Source organism: Pseudomonas sp. LRF_L74, assembly GCF_965644255.1.
Lineage (GTDB): Bacteria > Pseudomonadota > Gammaproteobacteria > Pseudomonadales > Pseudomonadaceae > Aquipseudomonas.
Window position 1 is genome coordinate 314,393 of sequence record NZ_CBFFRH010000002.1, and the last position, 16,198, is coordinate 330,590.

General features: G+C 61.1%; 15 protein-coding genes. 12 read left to right on the forward strand and 3 right to left on the reverse strand.

Going from position 1 to position 16,198, the window contains the following annotated elements; genetic code table 11:
• Window positions 1-11: 11 nt before the first annotated feature.
• A complete protein-coding gene (locus tag ACSZPK_RS06335) occupies window positions 12-554 on the reverse strand; it encodes an exonuclease domain-containing protein (protein WP_437880566.1) in 543 nt (180 codons plus the stop codon).
• A 115-nt stretch (window positions 555-669) separates the two neighbouring features.
• Between ACSZPK_RS06335 and ACSZPK_RS06340 the strand changes: the two genes are divergently transcribed.
• Complete coding sequence (locus ACSZPK_RS06340; RefSeq protein ID WP_437880567.1) at window positions 670-1,536, forward strand: NAD(P)-dependent oxidoreductase; 867 nt, start codon at window positions 670-672, stop codon at window positions 1,534-1,536.
• A 39-nt stretch (window positions 1,537-1,575) separates the two neighbouring features.
• Here the strand turns inward: ACSZPK_RS06340 and ACSZPK_RS06345 are convergent, their stop codons facing one another.
• Window positions 1,576-1,917: a DMT family protein gene (locus ACSZPK_RS06345; RefSeq protein WP_437880568.1), complete on the reverse strand. Its 342-nt coding sequence runs from the start codon at window positions 1,915-1,917 to the stop codon at window positions 1,576-1,578.
• A 169-nt stretch (window positions 1,918-2,086) separates the two neighbouring features.
• On the opposite strand from ACSZPK_RS06345, the gene ACSZPK_RS06350 reads away from it, so the two are divergent.
• Both ACSZPK_RS06350 and ACSZPK_RS06355 read left to right on the forward strand, forming a co-directional pair.
• Window positions 2,087-2,338, forward strand: coding sequence for a YkgJ family cysteine cluster protein (locus tag ACSZPK_RS06350; RefSeq protein ID WP_437880569.1), 252 nt, complete (start codon window positions 2,087-2,089; stop codon window positions 2,336-2,338).
• Between the two features lie 29 nt (window positions 2,339-2,367).
• Window positions 2,368-2,988 carry an START domain-containing protein gene (locus tag ACSZPK_RS06355; protein ID WP_437880570.1) on the forward strand — a complete coding sequence of 207 codons (621 nt, stop codon included), beginning with the start codon at window positions 2,368-2,370 and terminating at the stop codon, window positions 2,986-2,988.
• 55 nt (window positions 2,989-3,043) lie between these two features.
• On the opposite strand, the gene gltA is transcribed toward ACSZPK_RS06355, so the two are convergent.
• The gene (gene gltA / locus ACSZPK_RS06360; protein ID WP_437880571.1) at window positions 3,044-4,330 is read right to left on the reverse strand and encodes a citrate synthase; all 1,287 of its coding nucleotides are present in this window, start codon (window positions 4,328-4,330) and stop codon (window positions 3,044-3,046) included.
• 347 nt (window positions 4,331-4,677) lie between these two features.
• On the opposite strand from gltA, the gene sdhC reads away from it, so the two are divergent.
• The 9 genes from sdhC (at window position 4,678) to sucD (ending at window position 16,059) form a co-directional block, all read left to right on the forward strand.
• A complete protein-coding gene (gene sdhC, locus ACSZPK_RS06365) occupies window positions 4,678-5,064 on the forward strand; it encodes a succinate dehydrogenase, cytochrome b556 subunit (RefSeq protein ID WP_437880572.1) in 387 nt (128 codons plus the stop codon).
• Window positions 5,058-5,426 (forward strand): succinate dehydrogenase, hydrophobic membrane anchor protein, encoded by a 369-nt coding sequence (sdhD, locus tag ACSZPK_RS06370; protein WP_437880573.1) that lies wholly within the window; start codon window positions 5,058-5,060, stop codon window positions 5,424-5,426. Before sdhC ends, sdhD begins: the two co-directional genes overlap by 7 nt.
• A gap of 3 nt (window positions 5,427-5,429) precedes the next feature.
• On the forward strand, window positions 5,430-7,202 hold the full coding sequence (gene sdhA / locus ACSZPK_RS06375) for a succinate dehydrogenase flavoprotein subunit (protein WP_437880574.1): 1,773 nt from the start codon (window positions 5,430-5,432) through the stop codon (window positions 7,200-7,202).
• 26 nt (window positions 7,203-7,228) lie between these two features.
• On the forward strand, window positions 7,229-7,933 hold the full coding sequence (locus ACSZPK_RS06380; RefSeq protein WP_437881004.1) for a succinate dehydrogenase iron-sulfur subunit: 705 nt from the start codon (window positions 7,229-7,231) through the stop codon (window positions 7,931-7,933).
• Window positions 7,934-8,173: 240 nt separating this feature from the next.
• Window positions 8,174-11,005: a 2-oxoglutarate dehydrogenase E1 component gene (locus ACSZPK_RS06385; RefSeq protein WP_437880575.1), complete on the forward strand. Its 2,832-nt coding sequence runs from the start codon at window positions 8,174-8,176 to the stop codon at window positions 11,003-11,005.
• Between the two features lie 42 nt (window positions 11,006-11,047).
• Complete coding sequence (gene odhB / locus ACSZPK_RS06390; RefSeq protein WP_437880576.1) at window positions 11,048-12,274, forward strand: 2-oxoglutarate dehydrogenase complex dihydrolipoyllysine-residue succinyltransferase; 1,227 nt, start codon at window positions 11,048-11,050, stop codon at window positions 12,272-12,274.
• Between the two features lie 61 nt (window positions 12,275-12,335).
• Window positions 12,336-13,772, forward strand: coding sequence for a dihydrolipoyl dehydrogenase (gene lpdA / locus ACSZPK_RS06395; RefSeq protein WP_437880577.1), 1,437 nt, complete (start codon window positions 12,336-12,338; stop codon window positions 13,770-13,772).
• A gap of 233 nt (window positions 13,773-14,005) precedes the next feature.
• Window positions 14,006-15,172, forward strand: coding sequence for an ADP-forming succinate--CoA ligase subunit beta (sucC, locus tag ACSZPK_RS06400; RefSeq protein ID WP_437880578.1), 1,167 nt, complete (start codon window positions 14,006-14,008; stop codon window positions 15,170-15,172).
• Entirely contained in the window at window positions 15,172-16,059 is an 888-nt protein-coding gene (gene sucD, locus ACSZPK_RS06405; protein ID WP_437880579.1) for a succinate--CoA ligase subunit alpha, read from the forward strand. Before sucC ends, sucD begins: the two co-directional genes overlap by 1 nt.
• The last annotated feature ends 139 nt before the right edge of the window (window positions 16,060-16,198 follow it).

Consider the following 16,198-nt stretch of genomic DNA (forward strand, 5'->3'; position numbering starts at 1 on the left):
TCATCGGGCTCTCAGGTGGGGAAAACCTGTGGCAACAGGCGGGCGGTGTTGCGGGCATCCTCCAGCGCACGATGCTGCTGTCCCTGAAACGACAGCCCGCACAGCTGCAGGGCGCTGTGCAAACCGACCGGACGCTGCAGATGCCGGGCCTTGGCAAAGGCCTGCTTGAGGTTGACGTGACGAATGCGCGCGAGGCTGGCGTCGATGGCCTGGCGCCGCCATTCCTGTTCGAACTGGCGCCTGTCGTAGTCGCCCCAGCTTACCCAGCCTTCGAGATGCGGGCGATGAGGCTCCAGCCAGTGTTCGAACTGCGGCCAGAGCGAGGCCAGCGTGCCGGCACCATCGATATCACTTTGGCGGATATGCGTGAGTTTCTGGCAGAACGTAGTCAGGCAAGGCCGCCGCAGGGGACGAACGAAGCGCTGGAAGTGCTCGAGTTCACGCCCGTCAGCGGCGACCAGGCTGGCACCGATCTCGATGATTTCCATGTCCGCCACTGGCCAGCCGCCTTCTTCCGTGGTGGCTTCCAGGTCGATCACCAGCCATTGCCGCATGAGGGCTCCCTGTATCGCTGCGGATCTTCTGTTCGTGTGAGCCGGGAGTATGGAAGGGCTTCATGCTCCCGGCAAACGACTAGTCTCAAGGAACAGACAACGGCGGAGGTGAGTCATGGCGAAGGTTGCATTCATCGGTCTTGGCGTCATGGGTTTTCCCATGGCAGGGCACCTGGCTTGTGAGGGGCATCAGGTGACGGTCTACAACCGCACCCGGGAAAAGGCCCGGCAATGGGAGGAGCGTTTTGGCGGAGACCCTGCGCCTACGCCGCGCGCAGCGGCAGAGGGCGCTGAGTTCGTGATGACCTGTGTCGGTAACGACGATGACTTGCGCGGCGTGGTGCTGGGTGGGGAGGGCGCGCTGGCCGGGATGAGTCCGGGCAGTGTGCTGGTCGACCACACCACGGCGTCTGCGGATGTCGCCCGAGAGCTGGCGGCGCTGGCTGCCGAGCGCCAGGTCGGGTTTCTCGATGCCCCTGTATCCGGCGGCCAGGCGGGCGCGGAGAACGGCATGCTGACGGTGATGGTCGGCGGCGATCCGGGCCACTACCAGCGGGCGGAACCAGTGATCGAGGCCTATGCCAGGACCGCGCGATTGATGGGCGAAGTGGGCAGCGGCCAGTTGACCAAGATGGTCAACCAGATCTGCATTGCCGGCGTTGTCCAGGGCCTCGCCGAAGCCCTGCACTTCGCCCAGCGCGCCGGCCTCGATGCCCATGGCGCGATGCAGGTGATCGGCAAGGGCGCGGCGCAGTCCTGGCAACTGGAGCATCGCCACGAAACCATGCTCGAAGGCAAATATGACTTCGGTTTCGCCGTGGACTGGATGCGCAAGGACCTGTCGATCCTGCTTGCCGAAGCTCGCCGGAACGGTGCGCAGCTACCGCTGACCGCCTTGGTCGACCAGTTCTATGCGGACATCCAGGCCAAGGGCGGCGGGCGCTGGGATACCTCGAGCCTGCTGGCGCGTTTGACGAAATGAAGGCTTGTGGCGGGACGGGCGCCGTGTCGCTGCGTCCTGTTATGAGCGAAAGATGAAATACACCGCCCCCAGCAGGCACAGGCCAGCCCAGAGATAATCGAGCTTCAACGGTTGTTGCAAGTACAGGACGCTGAATGGTACGAAAACACAGAGGGTGATGACCTCCTGCATGATTTTCAGTTGCGCCACATTCAGCTCCGTGTAGCCGATGCGGTTGGCCGGAACCATGATCAGGTATTCGAACAGGGCGATGCCCCAGCAGATCAGCGCAGCGATGTACCAGGGCTTGTTACCCAGGGATTTCAGGTGGCCGTACCACGCGTATGTCATGAAGATGTTGGATGCTGTGAGCATCGCAGCGGTTTGTAGCCAGATGGGCATTCAGGTTCTCCGGTTCGAAATGGGACCGCGGTGTGGCAAGTGCCACGCCACAGGGAGTTCAGGCGCGTGTCGGCAAAATGCATGACGAATGGCATTTTTGCCACTGCCAAGGCCTATCTCGTGGCCCTACAATGCCGCGCCTGTCCGTTTTTCACCTGAGTCGATCATCATGCAGTGTCGTCCCGGTTGCGGTGCCTGTTGTACGGCCCCATCCATCACCTCGCCCATTCCCGGTATGCCGAACGGCAAGCCGGCCGGTGAACCCTGCATTCACCTGACGCTCGAACGCTTGTGTGAAATATTCGGCCATCCCGGTCGACCCCCTGTCTGCTCGGCGTTCATGGCCGACGTCGAGGTTTGTGGCGAGACCCGCGAAGACGCGATTCGCCTGCTGGGCTGGCTGGAGCAGGCCACGGCTTGAGAACAAACCAATAACAACGAGGAAATGACATGGTTACATCGAGTCGAGTCGTCACTGGCATCGCCCTGGCGCTAGGGCTGTTTGGCGCTGCTCATGCAGAGGACTGGAAACTGACCAAGGACGAGGCGGGTATTCGAGTCTATTTGAGCGAGGTCGAGGGCTCGAAATACAAGGCTTATCGCGGCATCACCACGATCAAGGCCGATGTGGCCACGCTGCGTAGCCTGCAAGAGGATGTAACCGGTGCCTGTGCCTGGATTCATACCTGCGAGTCGCAGAAGCTGCTCAAGCAGCAGGGGGATGAAAGCTGGGTCTATACACGCTTCAAGACGCCCTGGCCGGTGGCCTCGCGCGACTCCATTCTCCATGTGGTCACTTCGCAGACTGCCGATGGTGGCTTGAAGCGTACTCTGGAGGGGTTGCCGGACTACCTGCCGAAAGAGGCCGACTACGTCAGGGTGGCAAGCGTGACAGGATATTGGACCCTGCTGCCCAAGGGCGGCGATGAGGTCGAAGTGACCTATCAGGTGCACACCGATCCAGGCGGTAGCGTGCCGTCGTGGCTGGCCAACAGCTTCGTCGTCGATGCGCCGTTCAATACCCTGCGGGATTTGCGTGCCAAGGCGGAAAACCGCCCCGTCGGCAAGTGATGCCGACAGTATGAAAAAAGGCTGCCATCGGCAGCCTTTTTCTTTTGCGCTTCGCTTACTTGCGTTTTTCCAGGGCGACCAGGTCGCGCTGGGTTTCGCCGGTGTAGAGCTGACGCGGGCGGCCGATCTTGTACGGGCCGGAGAGCATTTCCTTCCAGTGCGAGATCCAGCCTACCGTGCGCGCCAGGGCGAAGATCACGGTGAACATGCTGGTCGGAATACCGATCGCCTTGAGGATGATACCCGAGTAGAAGTCCACGTTCGGGTACAGGTTGCGCTCCTTGAAGTACGGATCGTTGCGCGCGATCTCGTCGAGCTTCATGGCCAGTTCCAGTTGCGGATCGTCGATCCCCAGCTCGGCCAGGACTTCGTCGCAGGTCTGCTTCATGACCTTGGCGCGCGGGTCGAAGTTCTTGTAGACGCGGTGACCGAAGCCCATCAGCTTGAACGGATCGTCCTTGTCCTTGGCCTTGGCGATGAACTTGTCGATGTTCGATACATCGCCGATCTCGTCGAGCATGGCCAGTACCGCTTCGTTGGCACCGCCGTGCGCCGGGCCCCAGAGGGCGGCGATACCGGCAGCGATGCAGGCGAACGGGTTGGCACCCGAGGAGCCGGCCAGGCGCACGGTGGAGGTGGAGGCGTTCTGTTCATGGTCCGCGTGCAGGACGAAGATGCGATCCATCGCCTTGGCCAGTACCGGGCTGATCGGTTTGATCTCGCACGGCGTGTTGAACATCATGTGCAGGAAGTTTTCCGCGTAGCTCAAGTCATTGCGCGGGTACATCATGGGCTGGCCCATGGAGTACTTGTAGGTCATCGCGGCGATGGTCGGCATCTTCGCGATCAGGCGCATGGCCGATACTTCACGATGCTGCGGGTTATTGATGTCCAGCGAGTCGTGGTAGAAGGCGGAGAGGGCGCCAACCACGCCACACATGATGGCCATCGGGTGGGCATCGCGGCGGAAACCATTGAAGAAGGTCTTCAGTTGCTCATGAACCATGGTGTGGTTCTTGATGGTGCTGACGAAGGCGGCTTTCTGCTCGACGGTCGGCAGTTCGCCGTTGAGCAGCAGGTAGCAGGTTTCCAGATAGTCCGACTTGTCGGCCAACTGCTCGATCGGATAGCCACGATGGAGGAGAACACCCTTGTCGCCATCGATATAGGTGATCTTCGACTCGCAAGAGGCGGTGGACATGAAGCCGGGATCGAAAGTGAAGCGACCCGTGGCGGTCAGGCTTCTGACGTCGATTACATCGGGACCAACAGTGCCGGTCAGGATTGGCAGCTCTACGGGGGCGCTGCCCTCGATGATTAACTGCGCTTTTTTGTCAGCCATATGAGGCCTCCTGTTTATGCTTGAAATCATCCGAAGCCCCCCACGCAGGGCCCGCCACACTATAGAGACATAAATTCGAATGTCAATTTGCCAAAACATGCCCGAAAGAGGCGTTTCTGCTGCATTTGAGCGCATTTTCCGGCCGCTAATACGTCATTTGGAGAACATGCGCAATCCGCTTTTAGCGAGGGGCTTCGCGTTGTCATTAGTTGCCTAACTGTCTATACTCTGCGCCCGGCCGTCAGGGGGCTTCAGGGCCTTAATCTTGGCGGTTGGCACTCCCTTGGTGAGGGGTACCTGACCAGTGCACTTCCCGACAACATGCCCTGTAGTTAGGGGCCTCTAGTGTGAAAAAAGCCGTGAATAGCCAACGACCTGTAAACCTAGATCTCAGGACAATCAAACTTCCGATAACAGCTATTACATCCATCCTGCACCGCATCTCCGGTGTCATCCTCTTCGTCGGTCTTGCCGTGCTGCTGTTCGCACTGGACAAGTCGCTGTCGTCCGAGGAAGGCTTCGTCGATGTGAAAGCAATCCTGGCCCATCCGTTGGTCAAGCTGATTATCTGGGGACTGCTGTCCGCACTGCTGTACCACCTCGTGGCAGGTGTTCGTCACCTGGTCATGGACGCCGGAGTCGGTGAAACGCTGCAAGGCGGCAAGCTGGGCTCGAAAATCGTCATCGTCATTTCTGTGGTGCTGATCGTCCTGGCGGGGGTGTGGATATGGTAACCAACGTAACGAACCTGTCGCGTTCGGGCCTCTACGACTGGATGGCGCAACGCGTTTCCGCCGTCGTTCTCGCGGCTTATTTCCTGTTCCTGATCACGTACCTCATCTTCCATCCGGGAATCAGCTTCGCCGAATGGCACGGCCTGTTCTCCCACACCGCCATGCGCATCTTCAGTCTCCTGGCCCTGGTCGCCCTCGGCGTTCACGCCTGGGTTGGCATGTGGACCATCTCTACCGACTACCTGACGCCGATGGCGCTGGGCAAGTGGGCGACTGTCGTGCGTTTTCTGTTCCAGGCTGTCTGCGGTATCGCGATGTTCGCGTACTTCGTCTGGGGCGTACAGATTCTGTGGGGTGTGTGATCCATGGCTAGCATTCGTACTCTTTCCTATGACGCCATCATCGTTGGTGGCGGCGGCGCCGGCATGCGTGCAGCGCTGCAACTGGCCCAGGGTGGTCACAAGACCGCTGTGGTGACCAAGGTCTTCCCGACCCGTTCGCATACCGTATCTGCCCAGGGCGGCATCACCTGTGCCATCGCTTCGGCCGATCCGAACGACGATTGGCGCTGGCACATGTACGATACCGTCAAGGGTTCCGACTACATCGGTGACCAGGACGCGATCGAATACATGTGCAACGTCGGCCCGGAAGCCGTGTTCGAGCTCGAACACATGGGCCTGCCGTTCTCCCGTACCGAGCAGGGCCGTATCTACCAGCGTCCGTTCGGTGGCCAGTCCAAGGACTTCGGTAAGGGCGGTCAGGCCGCTCGTACCTGCGCAGCGGCCGACCGTACCGGTCATGCTCTGCTGCACACCCTTTATCAGGGCAACCTGAAGGCTGGCACTTCGTTCCTCAACGAATGGTACGCGGTCGATCTGGTGAAGAACCAGGATGGCTCCATCGTCGGCATCATCGCCATCTGCATCGAAACCGGCGAAACCGTCTACATCCGCTCCAAGGCCGTGGTTCTCGCCACTGGCGGTGCCGGTCGCATCTACGCCTCCACCACCAATGCCTTGATCAACACCGGTGACGGCGTGGGCATGGCCCTGCGTGCCGGCGTGCCGGTGCAGGACATCGAGATGTGGCAGTTCCACCCGACCGGTATCGCCGGCGCTGGTGTACTGGTTACCGAAGGCTGCCGTGGCGAGGGTGGTTACCTGATCAATGCCCATGGCGAGCGTTTCATGGAACGCTACGCGCCGAACGCCAAGGACCTTGCGGGTCGTGACGTGGTTGCCCGTTCCATGGTCAAGGAAGTCATCGCCGGTAACGGTGTTGGCCCGAACAAGGACCACGTACTGCTGAAGCTGGACCACCTGGGTGAGGAAGTCCTGCACAGCCGCCTGCCAGGCATCTGCGAGCTGTCGAAGACCTTCGCGCACGTCGACCCGGTTCTCGCGCCAGTCCCGGTGATCCCGACCTGCCACTACATGATGGGCGGCGTCGCCACCAACATCCATGGCCAGGCCATCACCCAGGATGCCAACGGCAACGACACCATCATCGAAGGCCTGTTCGCCGTAGGTGAAGTGGCGTGCGTATCGGTACACGGTGCCAACCGCCTGGGCGGCAACTCGCTGCTCGACCTGGTGGTATTCGGTCGTGCCGCCGGTCTGCACCTGGAAAAAGCGCTCAAGGAAGGCGTCGAGGTCCGCGCCGCCAGCGAGACCGACATCGAGCAGTCGCTCAAGCGTCTGTCCGGCGTCAACGAGCGCACCGTGGGTGAAGACGTCGCCTCGCTCAAGCGCGAGCTGCAACAGTGCATGCAGAACTACTTCGGTGTATTCCGTACCGGCGAATACATGAAGAAAGGTATCGCTCAACTGGCTGATCTGCGCGAGCGCATCGCCACCGTCAAGATCGCCGACAAGAGCCAGGCCTTCAACACCGCGCGCATCGAAGCGCTGGAGTTGCAGAACCTGCTCGAAGTGGCCGAAGCGACTGCCATCGCGGCTGACACCCGTACCGAGTCCCGTGGCGCCCACGCCCGCGAAGACTTCGAAGATCGCGATGACACCAACTGGCTGTGCCACACCATGTACTACCCCGGGGACAAGCGCGTTACCAAGCGCGGTGTCAACTTCGCGCCGAAAACCGTTCCGGCGTTTGAACCCAAAGTTCGTACTTATTAAGGGTGGCCACCATGTCTCTTGGCAAAATCTTGAAAGTCAGCGTTTATCGCTACAACCCGGAACAAGACAACGCACCGCACATGCAGGACTTCGACGTCGAGATCGATGGCAAAGACCTGATGGTGCTCGACGTGCTGGCGCTGATCAAAGAGCAGGACGAAGGTTTCTCCTACCGTCGTTCCTGCCGTGAGGGCGTCTGCGGTTCCGACGGCATGAACATCAGCGGCAAGAACGGCCTGGCCTGCATCACCCCGCTGTCCAGCGTGGTGAAGGGCAACAAACTGGTCATTCGTCCGCTGCCTGGCCTGCCGGTTATCCGCGACCTGGTTGTCGACATGAGCATCTTCTACAAGCAATACGAGAAGGTGCAGCCATTCCTGCAGAACGATACGCCGGCTCCGGCTATCGAACGTCTGCAGAGCCCGGAAGAACGCGAAAAGCTGGACGGTCTGTACGAGTGCATCCTGTGCGCCTGCTGCTCGACCTCCTGCCCGTCGTTCTGGTGGAACCCGGACAAGTTCCTCGGTCCCGCTGCATTGCTGCAGGCCTACCGCTTCCTGGCCGACAGCCGTGACACCAAGACCGCGAACCGCCTGGCGTCCCTGGATGATCCATTCAGCGTATTCCGCTGCCGCGGGATCATGAACTGCGTGAACGTTTGCCCGAAGGGTCTGAATCCGACGCGTGCAATCGGCCACGTACGCAACATGCTGCTGCAGAGTGGCACTTGATTCACCAGTAACACCGATGAAACCTGCGGCCCCGGAATGTTCCGGGTCCGGCAGGAAACCAGGGTTGCAGCCCACAAAGCCGTGACCCTACTTTAAGAGAAATGACGACCAGCAGGGGCATCCGGGCTGGTACCCGGACTATCTGCGTGATCCGTGCAAACGCTTGGGTTGCTTGTCTTAGAATCGTTGCGGAGTGCGGCTTCTGCGCCGGTGGTGTCCCCTTACCGAGGGTGACCAAGCATGCAAGAAAGCGTGATGCAGCGCATGTGGGACAGCGCCCACCTATCCGGTGGTAACGCGGCCTATGTGGAAGAGCTCTACGAGCTCTACCTGCACGATCCCAACGCTGTGCCAGAAGAGTGGCGCACTTTTTTCCAGACATTGCCGGTTGACGGCACTGGTGCCACCGACGTCTCGCACTCAACTATCCGCGATCATTTCATTCTGCTGGCTCAGAACCAGCGTCGCGCCCAACCCGTTTCCGCAGGTAGCGTCAGCAGCCAGCACGAGAAGAAGCAGGTGGAAGTGCTGCGCCTGATCCAGGCCTTCCGCATGCGCGGTCATCAGGCTGCGTCGCTCGATCCGCTCGGGCTCTGGGTTCGCCCGGCGCCTGCCGATCTGTCCATCAGCCACTACGGCCTGACTGACGCCGATCTCGATACGACCTTCCGTACCGGTGAGCTTTACATCGGCAAGGAGGAGGCGACTCTACGCGAGATCCACGAGGCGTTGAAGCAGACATATTGTCGCACCATCGGCGCCGAGTTCACTCACATCGTCGATTCCGACCAGCGCAAGTGGTTCCAGCAGCGCCTGGAAAGCGTACGTGGCCGTCCGGCGTTCTCGGTCGAGGTGCAGGGCCATCTGCTCGAGCGCCTGACCGCGGCCGAGGGCCTGGAAAAATACCTGGGTACCAAATACCCGGGCACCAAGCGCTTCGGTCTGGAAGGCGGCGAAAGCCTGATTCCGCTGCTGGACGAGATCATCCAGCGCACCGGCGCCTACGGCACCAAGGAAATCGTCATCGGCATGGCCCACCGCGGCCGCCTGAACGTGCTGGTCAACACCTTCGGCAAGAACCCGCGCGACCTGTTCGACGAGTTCGAAGGCAAGAAGGTTGCGGGTCTGAGCTCCGGTGACGTGAAATACCACCAGGGCTTCTCGTCCAACGTGATGACCGCTGGCGGCGAAGTGCACCTGGCATTGGCATTCAACCCATCGCACCTGGAGATCGTCTCCCCGGTGGTCGAAGGGTCGGTGCGCGCGCGCCAGGATCGTCGCAACGACACCAGTGGCGAAAAGGTTCTGCCAATCTCCATCCACGGTGACGCGGCATTCGCCGGCCAGGGCGTGGTCATGGAAACCTTCCAGATGTCGCAGACCCGTGCCTACAAGACGGGCGGCACCATCCATCTGGTGATCAACAACCAGGTCGGTTTTACTACCAGCCGTGCGGACGACTCGCGTTCCACCGAGTACGCCACCGACGTGGCGAAGATGATCCAGGCGCCGATCCTGCACGTGAATGGCGACGATCCGGAAGCGGTGCTGTTCGTCACCCAACTGGCCGTCGACTACCGCATGCAGTTCAAGCGTGACGTGGTCATCGACCTGGTCTGCTACCGTCGCCGTGGTCACAACGAGGCTGACGAGCCAAGCGGTACCCAGCCGCTGATGTACCAGCAGATCGCCAAGCAGCGCACCACCCGCGAACTCTATGCCGACAGCCTGATCCAGGCTTCCAGCCTCGACGCCGAGCGTATCCAGGCCAAGATCGACGAGTATCGCAACGCGCTGGATAACGGCCTGCATGTGGTCAAGAGCCTGGTCAAGGAACCGAACAAGGAGTTGTTCGTCGACTGGCGCCCTTACCTGGGCCATGCCTGGACCGCCCGTCACGACACCCGCTTCGACCTGAAGACCCTGCAAGAGCTGGCAACCAAGCTGCTTGAGGTGCCGGAAGGCTTCGTCCTGCAGCGTCAGGTCGCCAAGGTCTTCGAAGATCGCCAGAAGATGACGGCCGGTGGCATGCCGATCAACTGGGGGTACGCCGAAAACCTGGCCTACGCCACGTTGCTGCATGCTGGCCACCCGGTGCGCATGACCGGCCAGGACGTGGGGCGCGGTACGTTCTCGCACCGCCACGCCCAGTTGCACAACCAGAAGGACGCCGGTACCTACCTGCCGTTGCAGCATCTGTTCGACGGTCAGCCGAGCTTCCAGCTTTACGACTCCTTCCTCTCGGAGGAGGCTGTACTGGCCTTCGAATACGGCTACTCCACCACCACGCCCAATGCGCTGGTGATCTGGGAAGCCCAGTTCGGTGACTTCGCCAACGGTGCCCAGGTCGTTTTCGACCAGTTCATTTCCAGTGGCGAGCACAAGTGGGGCCGTCTGTGCGGCCTGACCATGCTGCTGCCGCACGGCTATGAAGGGCAGGGCCCCGAGCACTCCTCGGCGCGCCTGGAGCGTTACCTGCAACTGTGCGCCGAGCACAACATGCAGGTTTGCGTACCGACCACGCCGGCACAGATCTACCACCTGCTGCGTCGCCAGGTCATCCGTCCGCTGCGCAAGCCGCTGGTCGTGTTGACACCGAAGTCGCTGCTGCGTCATCCGATGGCAATCTCCTCCCTCGAGGATCTGGCCGAGGGTTCGTTCCAGACGGTCATCGGTGAAGTCGATCAACTCGATGCGAAGAAAGTCGAACGTGTCGTGCTGTGCAGCGGCAAGGTCTACTACGACCTGCTGGCCAAGCGTCGCGCGGAGGGTCGTGAAGACACCGCCATCGTGCGCATCGAGCAGCTCTATCCGTTCCCGGAAGACGATCTGGCCGAGGCCCTGGCACCGTTCAAGAACCTCAAGCATATCGTCTGGTGTCAGGAAGAGCCGATGAACCAGGGCGCCTGGTACTGCAGCCAGCATCACATGCGTCGTGTCGCCACTGCGCACAAGAAGGCTCTGTTCCTGGAGTATGCCGGACGCGATGCCTCGGCGGCTCCCGCCTGCGGCTACGCCTCGATGCACGCCGAGCAGCAGGAAAAACTGCTGCAAGATGCCTTTACTGTCTAACGCCTTCGACCAGAAGAAAACGAATTTAAGGAAACACACATAATGGCTATCGAGATCAAAGCCCCGACATTCCCGGAATCGGTCGCCGACGGTACCGTCGCGACCTGGCACAAGAAGCCTGGCGACGCAGTCAAGCGCGACGAACTGATCGTCGACATCGAGACCGACAAGGTCGTCATGGAAGTCCTTGCCGAAGCCGATGGCACCCTGACCGAAATCGTCAAGAACGAAGGTGACACCGTCCTCAGCGGTGAGCTGCTCGGCAAGCTGGGTGCACCAGGCGCTGCCGCGGCCGCTCCTGCCGCCGCCGCCGCTGCTCCTGCTGCATCCGCTCCGGCTGCTGCGCCAGCGGCTGCCGCCGATGACGCGATCCTGTCGCCTGCTGCACGCAAGATCGCCGAAGAAAACGGCATCGACCCGAACAGCATCGCCGGCACCGGCAAAGGCGGTCGCGTGACCAAGGAAGACGTGGTTGCCGCTGTCGAAGCGAAGAAATCCGCGCCGGCCGCTGCTCCGGTTGCGGCCAAGGCCGTTGCCGCCGAGGCGCCGGTCTTCGCTGCCGGCGACCGCACCGAGAAGCGCGTACCGATGACACGTGTGCGTGCCACCGTTGCCCGCCGCCTGGTCGAAGCGCAATCCTCCATGGCCATGCTGACGACCTACAACGAAGTCAACATGAAGCCGATCATGGAGCTGCGCGCCAAGTACAAGGACCTGTTCGAGAAGAAGCATAACGGCGTGCGCCTGGGCTTCATGTCGTTCTTCGTCAAGGCCGCCGTCGAGGCGCTCAAGCGCCAGCCAACCGTCAATGCCTCGATCGATGGCAACGACGTCGTCTACCACGGTTACCAGGACGTTGGCGTTGCTGTTTCCAGTGATCGTGGCCTGGTGGTTCCAGTACTGCGCAATGCCGAGTTCATGAGCCTGGCGGAAATCGAAGGCGGCATCGCGGCCTACGGCAAGAAAGCCAAGGAAGGAAAACTGAGCATCGATGAGATGACCGGTGGTACCTTCACCATCTCCAACGGTGGCGTGTTCGGTTCGCTGCTTTCCAGCCCGATCGTCAACCCGCCGCAGTCTGCCATCCTGGGCATGCACAAAATCCAGGAGCGTCCGATGGCCGTTAACGGGCAAGTCGTGATCCTGCCGATGATGTACCTGGCGCTGTCCTACGATCACCGCCTGCTCGATGGTAAGGAAGCCGTGACCTTCCTCGTTACCATCAAGGAACTGCTGGAGGATCCGGCTCGCCTGCTGCTGGATATCTGATTCACACGCTGTCTTCAGGCGGCCCCCACGAAGGGCCGCCCGATTCTATAAGGAACGAGTTATGACCCAGAAATTCGACGTGGTAGTGATTGGTGCAGGCCCGGGAGGCTACGTTGCCGCCATCAAGGCTGCTCAACTCGGCCTCAAGACTGCCTGTATCGAGAAGTACCAGGATAAAGAGGGCAAGGTCGCTCTCGGCGGTACCTGCCTGAACGTGGGCTGCATCCCGTCCAAGGCGCTGCTGGACAGTTCCTACAAGTACCACGAGGCCCACGAGGGCTTCAAAGTGCATGGTATCGAGGCCAAGGGCGTCACCATCGACGTGCCGCAGATGGTCGCGCGCAAGAACACCATCATCAAGAACCTGACTGGCGGCGTTGCCGGCCTGTTCAAGGCCAACGGCGTAACCCTGCTGGAAGGCCATGGCAAGCTGCTGGCCGGCAAGAAAGTCGAAGTCACCGACAAGGACGGCAAGACCTCCATCGTCGAGGCCGAGAACGTGATCCTGGCTTCCGGCTCGCGTCCGGTCGACATTCCGCCGGCTCCGGTCGACCAGGATGTGATCGTCGACTCCACCGGTGCCCTGGAATTCCAAGCGGTGCCGAAGAAGCTGGGCGTGATCGGCGCTGGCGTCATCGGTCTGGAACTGGGTTCGGTCTGGGCTCGCCTGGGCGCTGAAGTGACTGTTCTGGAGGCCATGGACAAGTTCCTCGCCGCTGCCGACGAGCAGATTTCCAAGGAAGCCCTGAAAGTCCTGACCAAGCAAGGCCTGGACATCCGCCTCGGTGCTCGCGTTACCGGCAGCGAAGTGAAGAAGAAGCAGGTCACCGTCAACTTCACCGACGCCAATGGCGAGCAGAAGCTGACCTTCGACAAGCTGATCGTCGCCGTCGGCCGTCGCCCGGTTACCACCGACCTGCTGGCTGCCGACAGTGGTGTTTCCCTGGACGAGCGTGGTTTCATCTTCGTCGACGACTACTGCGCGACCAGTGTGCCGGGCGTCTACGCCATCGGTGACGTGGTGCGTGGCGCGATGCTGGCGCACAAGGCCTCGGAAGAGGGCGTCGTGGTCGCCGAGCGCATTGCCGGTCACAAGGCCCAGATGAACTACGACCTGATTCCGTCGGTCATCTACACTCACCCGGAAATCGCATGGGTCGGCAAGACCGAACAAGCGCTGAAGGCCGAAGGCGTCGAAGTCAACGTCGGTACCTTCCCGTTCGCTGCCAGTGGCCGTGCCATGGCGGCCAACGACACCACCGGCCTGGTCAAGGTCATCGCCGATGCGAAGACCGACCGTGTGCTCGGCGTGCACGTGATTGGCCCAAGTGCCGCCGAGCTGGTCCAGCAAGGCGCGATCGGCATGGAATTCGGTACCAGTGCCGAAGACCTGGGCATGATGGTGTTCTCGCACCCGACTCTGTCGGAAGCGTTGCACGAAGCTGCCCTGGCGGTGAATGGCCACGCTATCCACATCGCCAACCGCAAGAAGCGCTGAGCGCTCTATAAGAGCCTGTTTCACGATTCCCTGGAATCGCGACAGGCTCACTGAGGTGCCTCCCTACGAGGCGGCACCCAACCGCAGGAAAAACCACGACGGACGGCCCGCGGTGGCCTTGCTGACTGCTGGAATGTTCGTCGGGATCGCTAACCAGAGCGATCACAGGTGGTGCGGTGCCCTGGAGCACAGCACCGAATGCGCAATACCTAAACGAAGAACGGTAGATAAGAATGAATCTTCACGAGTATCAGGGTAAGCAGCTGTTCGCTGAATACGGCCTGCCTGTATCCAAGGGCTTTGCTGTAGACACCCCGGAAGAAGCGGCAGAAGCCTGCGACAAGATCGGCGGCACCGAGTGGGTCGTCAAGGCTCAGGTCCACGCGGGTGGTCGCGGCAAGGCTGGCGGTGTAAAGCTGGTCAAGAGCAAGGAAGACGCCAAGGCCTTCGCCACCAACTGGCTGGGCAAGCGCCTGGTGACTTACCAGACCGATGCCAATGGCCAGCCGGTCAGCAAGATCCTGGTCGAGTCCTGTACCGACATCGCCAAGGAACTGTACTTGGGCGCCGTGGTTGACCGCTCCAGCCGTCGTATCGTGTTCATGGCTTCCACCGAAGGTGGCGTGGACATCGAGAAAGTCGCTCACGACACTCCCGAGAAGATCCTCAAGGCGACCATCGACCCGCTGGTCGGCGCGCAGCCCTACCAGGGCCGCGAGCTGGCGTTCCAGCTGGGCCTGGAAGGCAAGCAGGTCGCCCAGTTCGCCAAGATCTTCGTGGGCCTGGGCAAGCTGTTCAAGGATCACGACCTGGCCCTGCTCGAGGTCAACCCGCTGGTCATCAAGGCTGACGGCGACCTGCACTGCCTGGACGCGAAGATCAACATCGACGCCAACGCCATGTACCGTCAGCCGAAGCTGAAGACCTTCCACGACCCGTCGCAGGACGACGCCCGTGAAGCCCACGCCGCCAAGTTCGAACTGAACTACGTCGCCCTCGAAGGCAACATCGGCTGCATGGTCAACGGTGCCGGCCTGGCCATGGGCACCATGGACATCGTCAACCTGCACGGCGGCAAGCCGGCCAACTTCCTCGACGTTGGCGGCGGCGCGACCAAAGAGCGCGTGACCGAGGCGTTCAAGATCATCCTGTCCGACAGCAACGTGGCTGCCGTTCTGGTGAACATCTTCGGCGGTATCGTTCGTTGCGACATGATTGCCGAAGGCATCATCGGCGCCGTGAAGGAAGTCGGCGTCAAGGTTCCGGTGGTTGTCCGCCTGGAAGGTAACAACGCTGAGCTGGGTGCCAAGGTTCTGGCCGACAGCGGCCTGAACATCATCGCGGCAACCAGCCTGACCGACGCTGCTCAGCAAGTCGTGAAAGCTGCGGAGGGCAAGTAATGAGCGTCCTGATCAATAAAGACACCAAGGTCATCTGCCAGGGCTTCACCGGCTCGCAAGGTACTTTCCACTCCGAACAGGCCATCGCCTACGGCACCAAGATGGTTGGCGGCGTGACGCCGGGCAAGGGCGGCACCACTCACCTGGGCCTGCCGGTGTTCAACACCGTCAAGGAAGCCGTGGAAGCCACTGGCGCTGATGCTTCGGTGATCTACGTGCCGGCTCCGTTCTGCAAGGACTCGATCCTGGAAGCGGCCTACGGTGGCATCAAGCTGATCGTGTGCATCACCGAAGGCATCCCGACCCTCGACATGCTCGACGCCAAGGTCAAGTGTGACGAGTTGGGCGTGCGCCTGATCGGCCCGAACTGCCCGGGCGTGATCACTCCCGGCGAGTGCAAGATCGGCATCATGCCGGGTCATATCCACCTGCCAGGCAAGGTAGGCATCGTGTCGCGTTCCGGCACCCTGACCTATGAAGCCGTCAAGCAGACCACCGACGCCGGCTTCGGCCAGTCCACTTGCGTGGGCATCGGTGGCGACCCGATCCCGGGTTCCAACTTCATCGACATCCTGAAGCTGTTCCAGGAAGACCCGCAGACCGAAGCGATCGTCATGATCGGTGAGATCGGCGGCTCCGCTGAAGAAGAAGCGGCCGCCTTCATCAAGGCCAACGTCACCAAGCCCGTGGTTTCCTACATCGCTGGTGTGACCGCGCCTCCCGGCAAGCGCATGGGCCACGCCGGCGCCATCATTTCCGGTGGTAAAGGTACTGCGGACGAGAAGTTCGCTGCCCTGCAGGACGCCGGTGTGAAAACCGTGCGTTCCCTGGCTGACATCGGCAAGGCCCTGGCCGAGCTGACCGGTTGGGAAGTCAAGAAGGCCTGAGGCCTGACCTGACTGGAAAAGGCCGCTCTAGAGCGGCCTTTTTCGTTTTTGCGTCGGTCAGCGAGGCGACACAAGTTTCTGCTTTATCGACAGTCGGACGAGTGTCTGCGGCTTTAGTCCGGAGAATTCGTTAGGCTTG

What these genes read in the sequence shown, in the direction of transcription:
- sucC (WP_437880578.1), top strand. Translation starts at nt 14,006, where the DNA reads ATGAATCTTCACGAGTATCAGGGTAAGCAGCTGTTCGCTGAATACGGC.
- sdhD (WP_437880573.1), top strand. Translation starts at nt 5,058, where the DNA reads ATGGTAACCAACGTAACGAACCTGTCGCGTTCGGGCCTCTACGACTGG.
- odhB (WP_437880576.1), top strand. Translation starts at nt 11,048, where the DNA reads ATGGCTATCGAGATCAAAGCCCCGACATTCCCGGAATCGGTCGCCGAC.
- sucD (WP_437880579.1), top strand. Translation starts at nt 15,172, where the DNA reads ATGAGCGTCCTGATCAATAAAGACACCAAGGTCATCTGCCAGGGCTTC.
- ACSZPK_RS06355 (WP_437880570.1), top strand. Translation starts at nt 2,368, where the DNA reads ATGGTTACATCGAGTCGAGTCGTCACTGGCATCGCCCTGGCGCTAGGG.
- lpdA (WP_437880577.1), top strand. Translation starts at nt 12,336, where the DNA reads ATGACCCAGAAATTCGACGTGGTAGTGATTGGTGCAGGCCCGGGAGGC.
- ACSZPK_RS06340 (WP_437880567.1), top strand. Translation starts at nt 670, where the DNA reads ATGGCGAAGGTTGCATTCATCGGTCTTGGCGTCATGGGTTTTCCCATG.
- ACSZPK_RS06335 (WP_437880566.1), bottom strand. Translation starts at nt 554, where the DNA reads ATGCGGCAATGGCTGGTGATCGACCTGGAAGCCACCACGGAAGAAGGC.
- gltA (WP_437880571.1), bottom strand. Translation starts at nt 4,330, where the DNA reads ATGGCTGACAAAAAAGCGCAGTTAATCATCGAGGGCAGCGCCCCCGTA.
- ACSZPK_RS06350 (WP_437880569.1), top strand. Translation starts at nt 2,087, where the DNA reads ATGCAGTGTCGTCCCGGTTGCGGTGCCTGTTGTACGGCCCCATCCATC.
- ACSZPK_RS06345 (WP_437880568.1), bottom strand. Translation starts at nt 1,917, where the DNA reads ATGCCCATCTGGCTACAAACCGCTGCGATGCTCACAGCATCCAACATC.
- sdhA (WP_437880574.1), top strand. Translation starts at nt 5,430, where the DNA reads ATGGCTAGCATTCGTACTCTTTCCTATGACGCCATCATCGTTGGTGGC.
- ACSZPK_RS06385 (WP_437880575.1), top strand. Translation starts at nt 8,174, where the DNA reads ATGCAAGAAAGCGTGATGCAGCGCATGTGGGACAGCGCCCACCTATCC.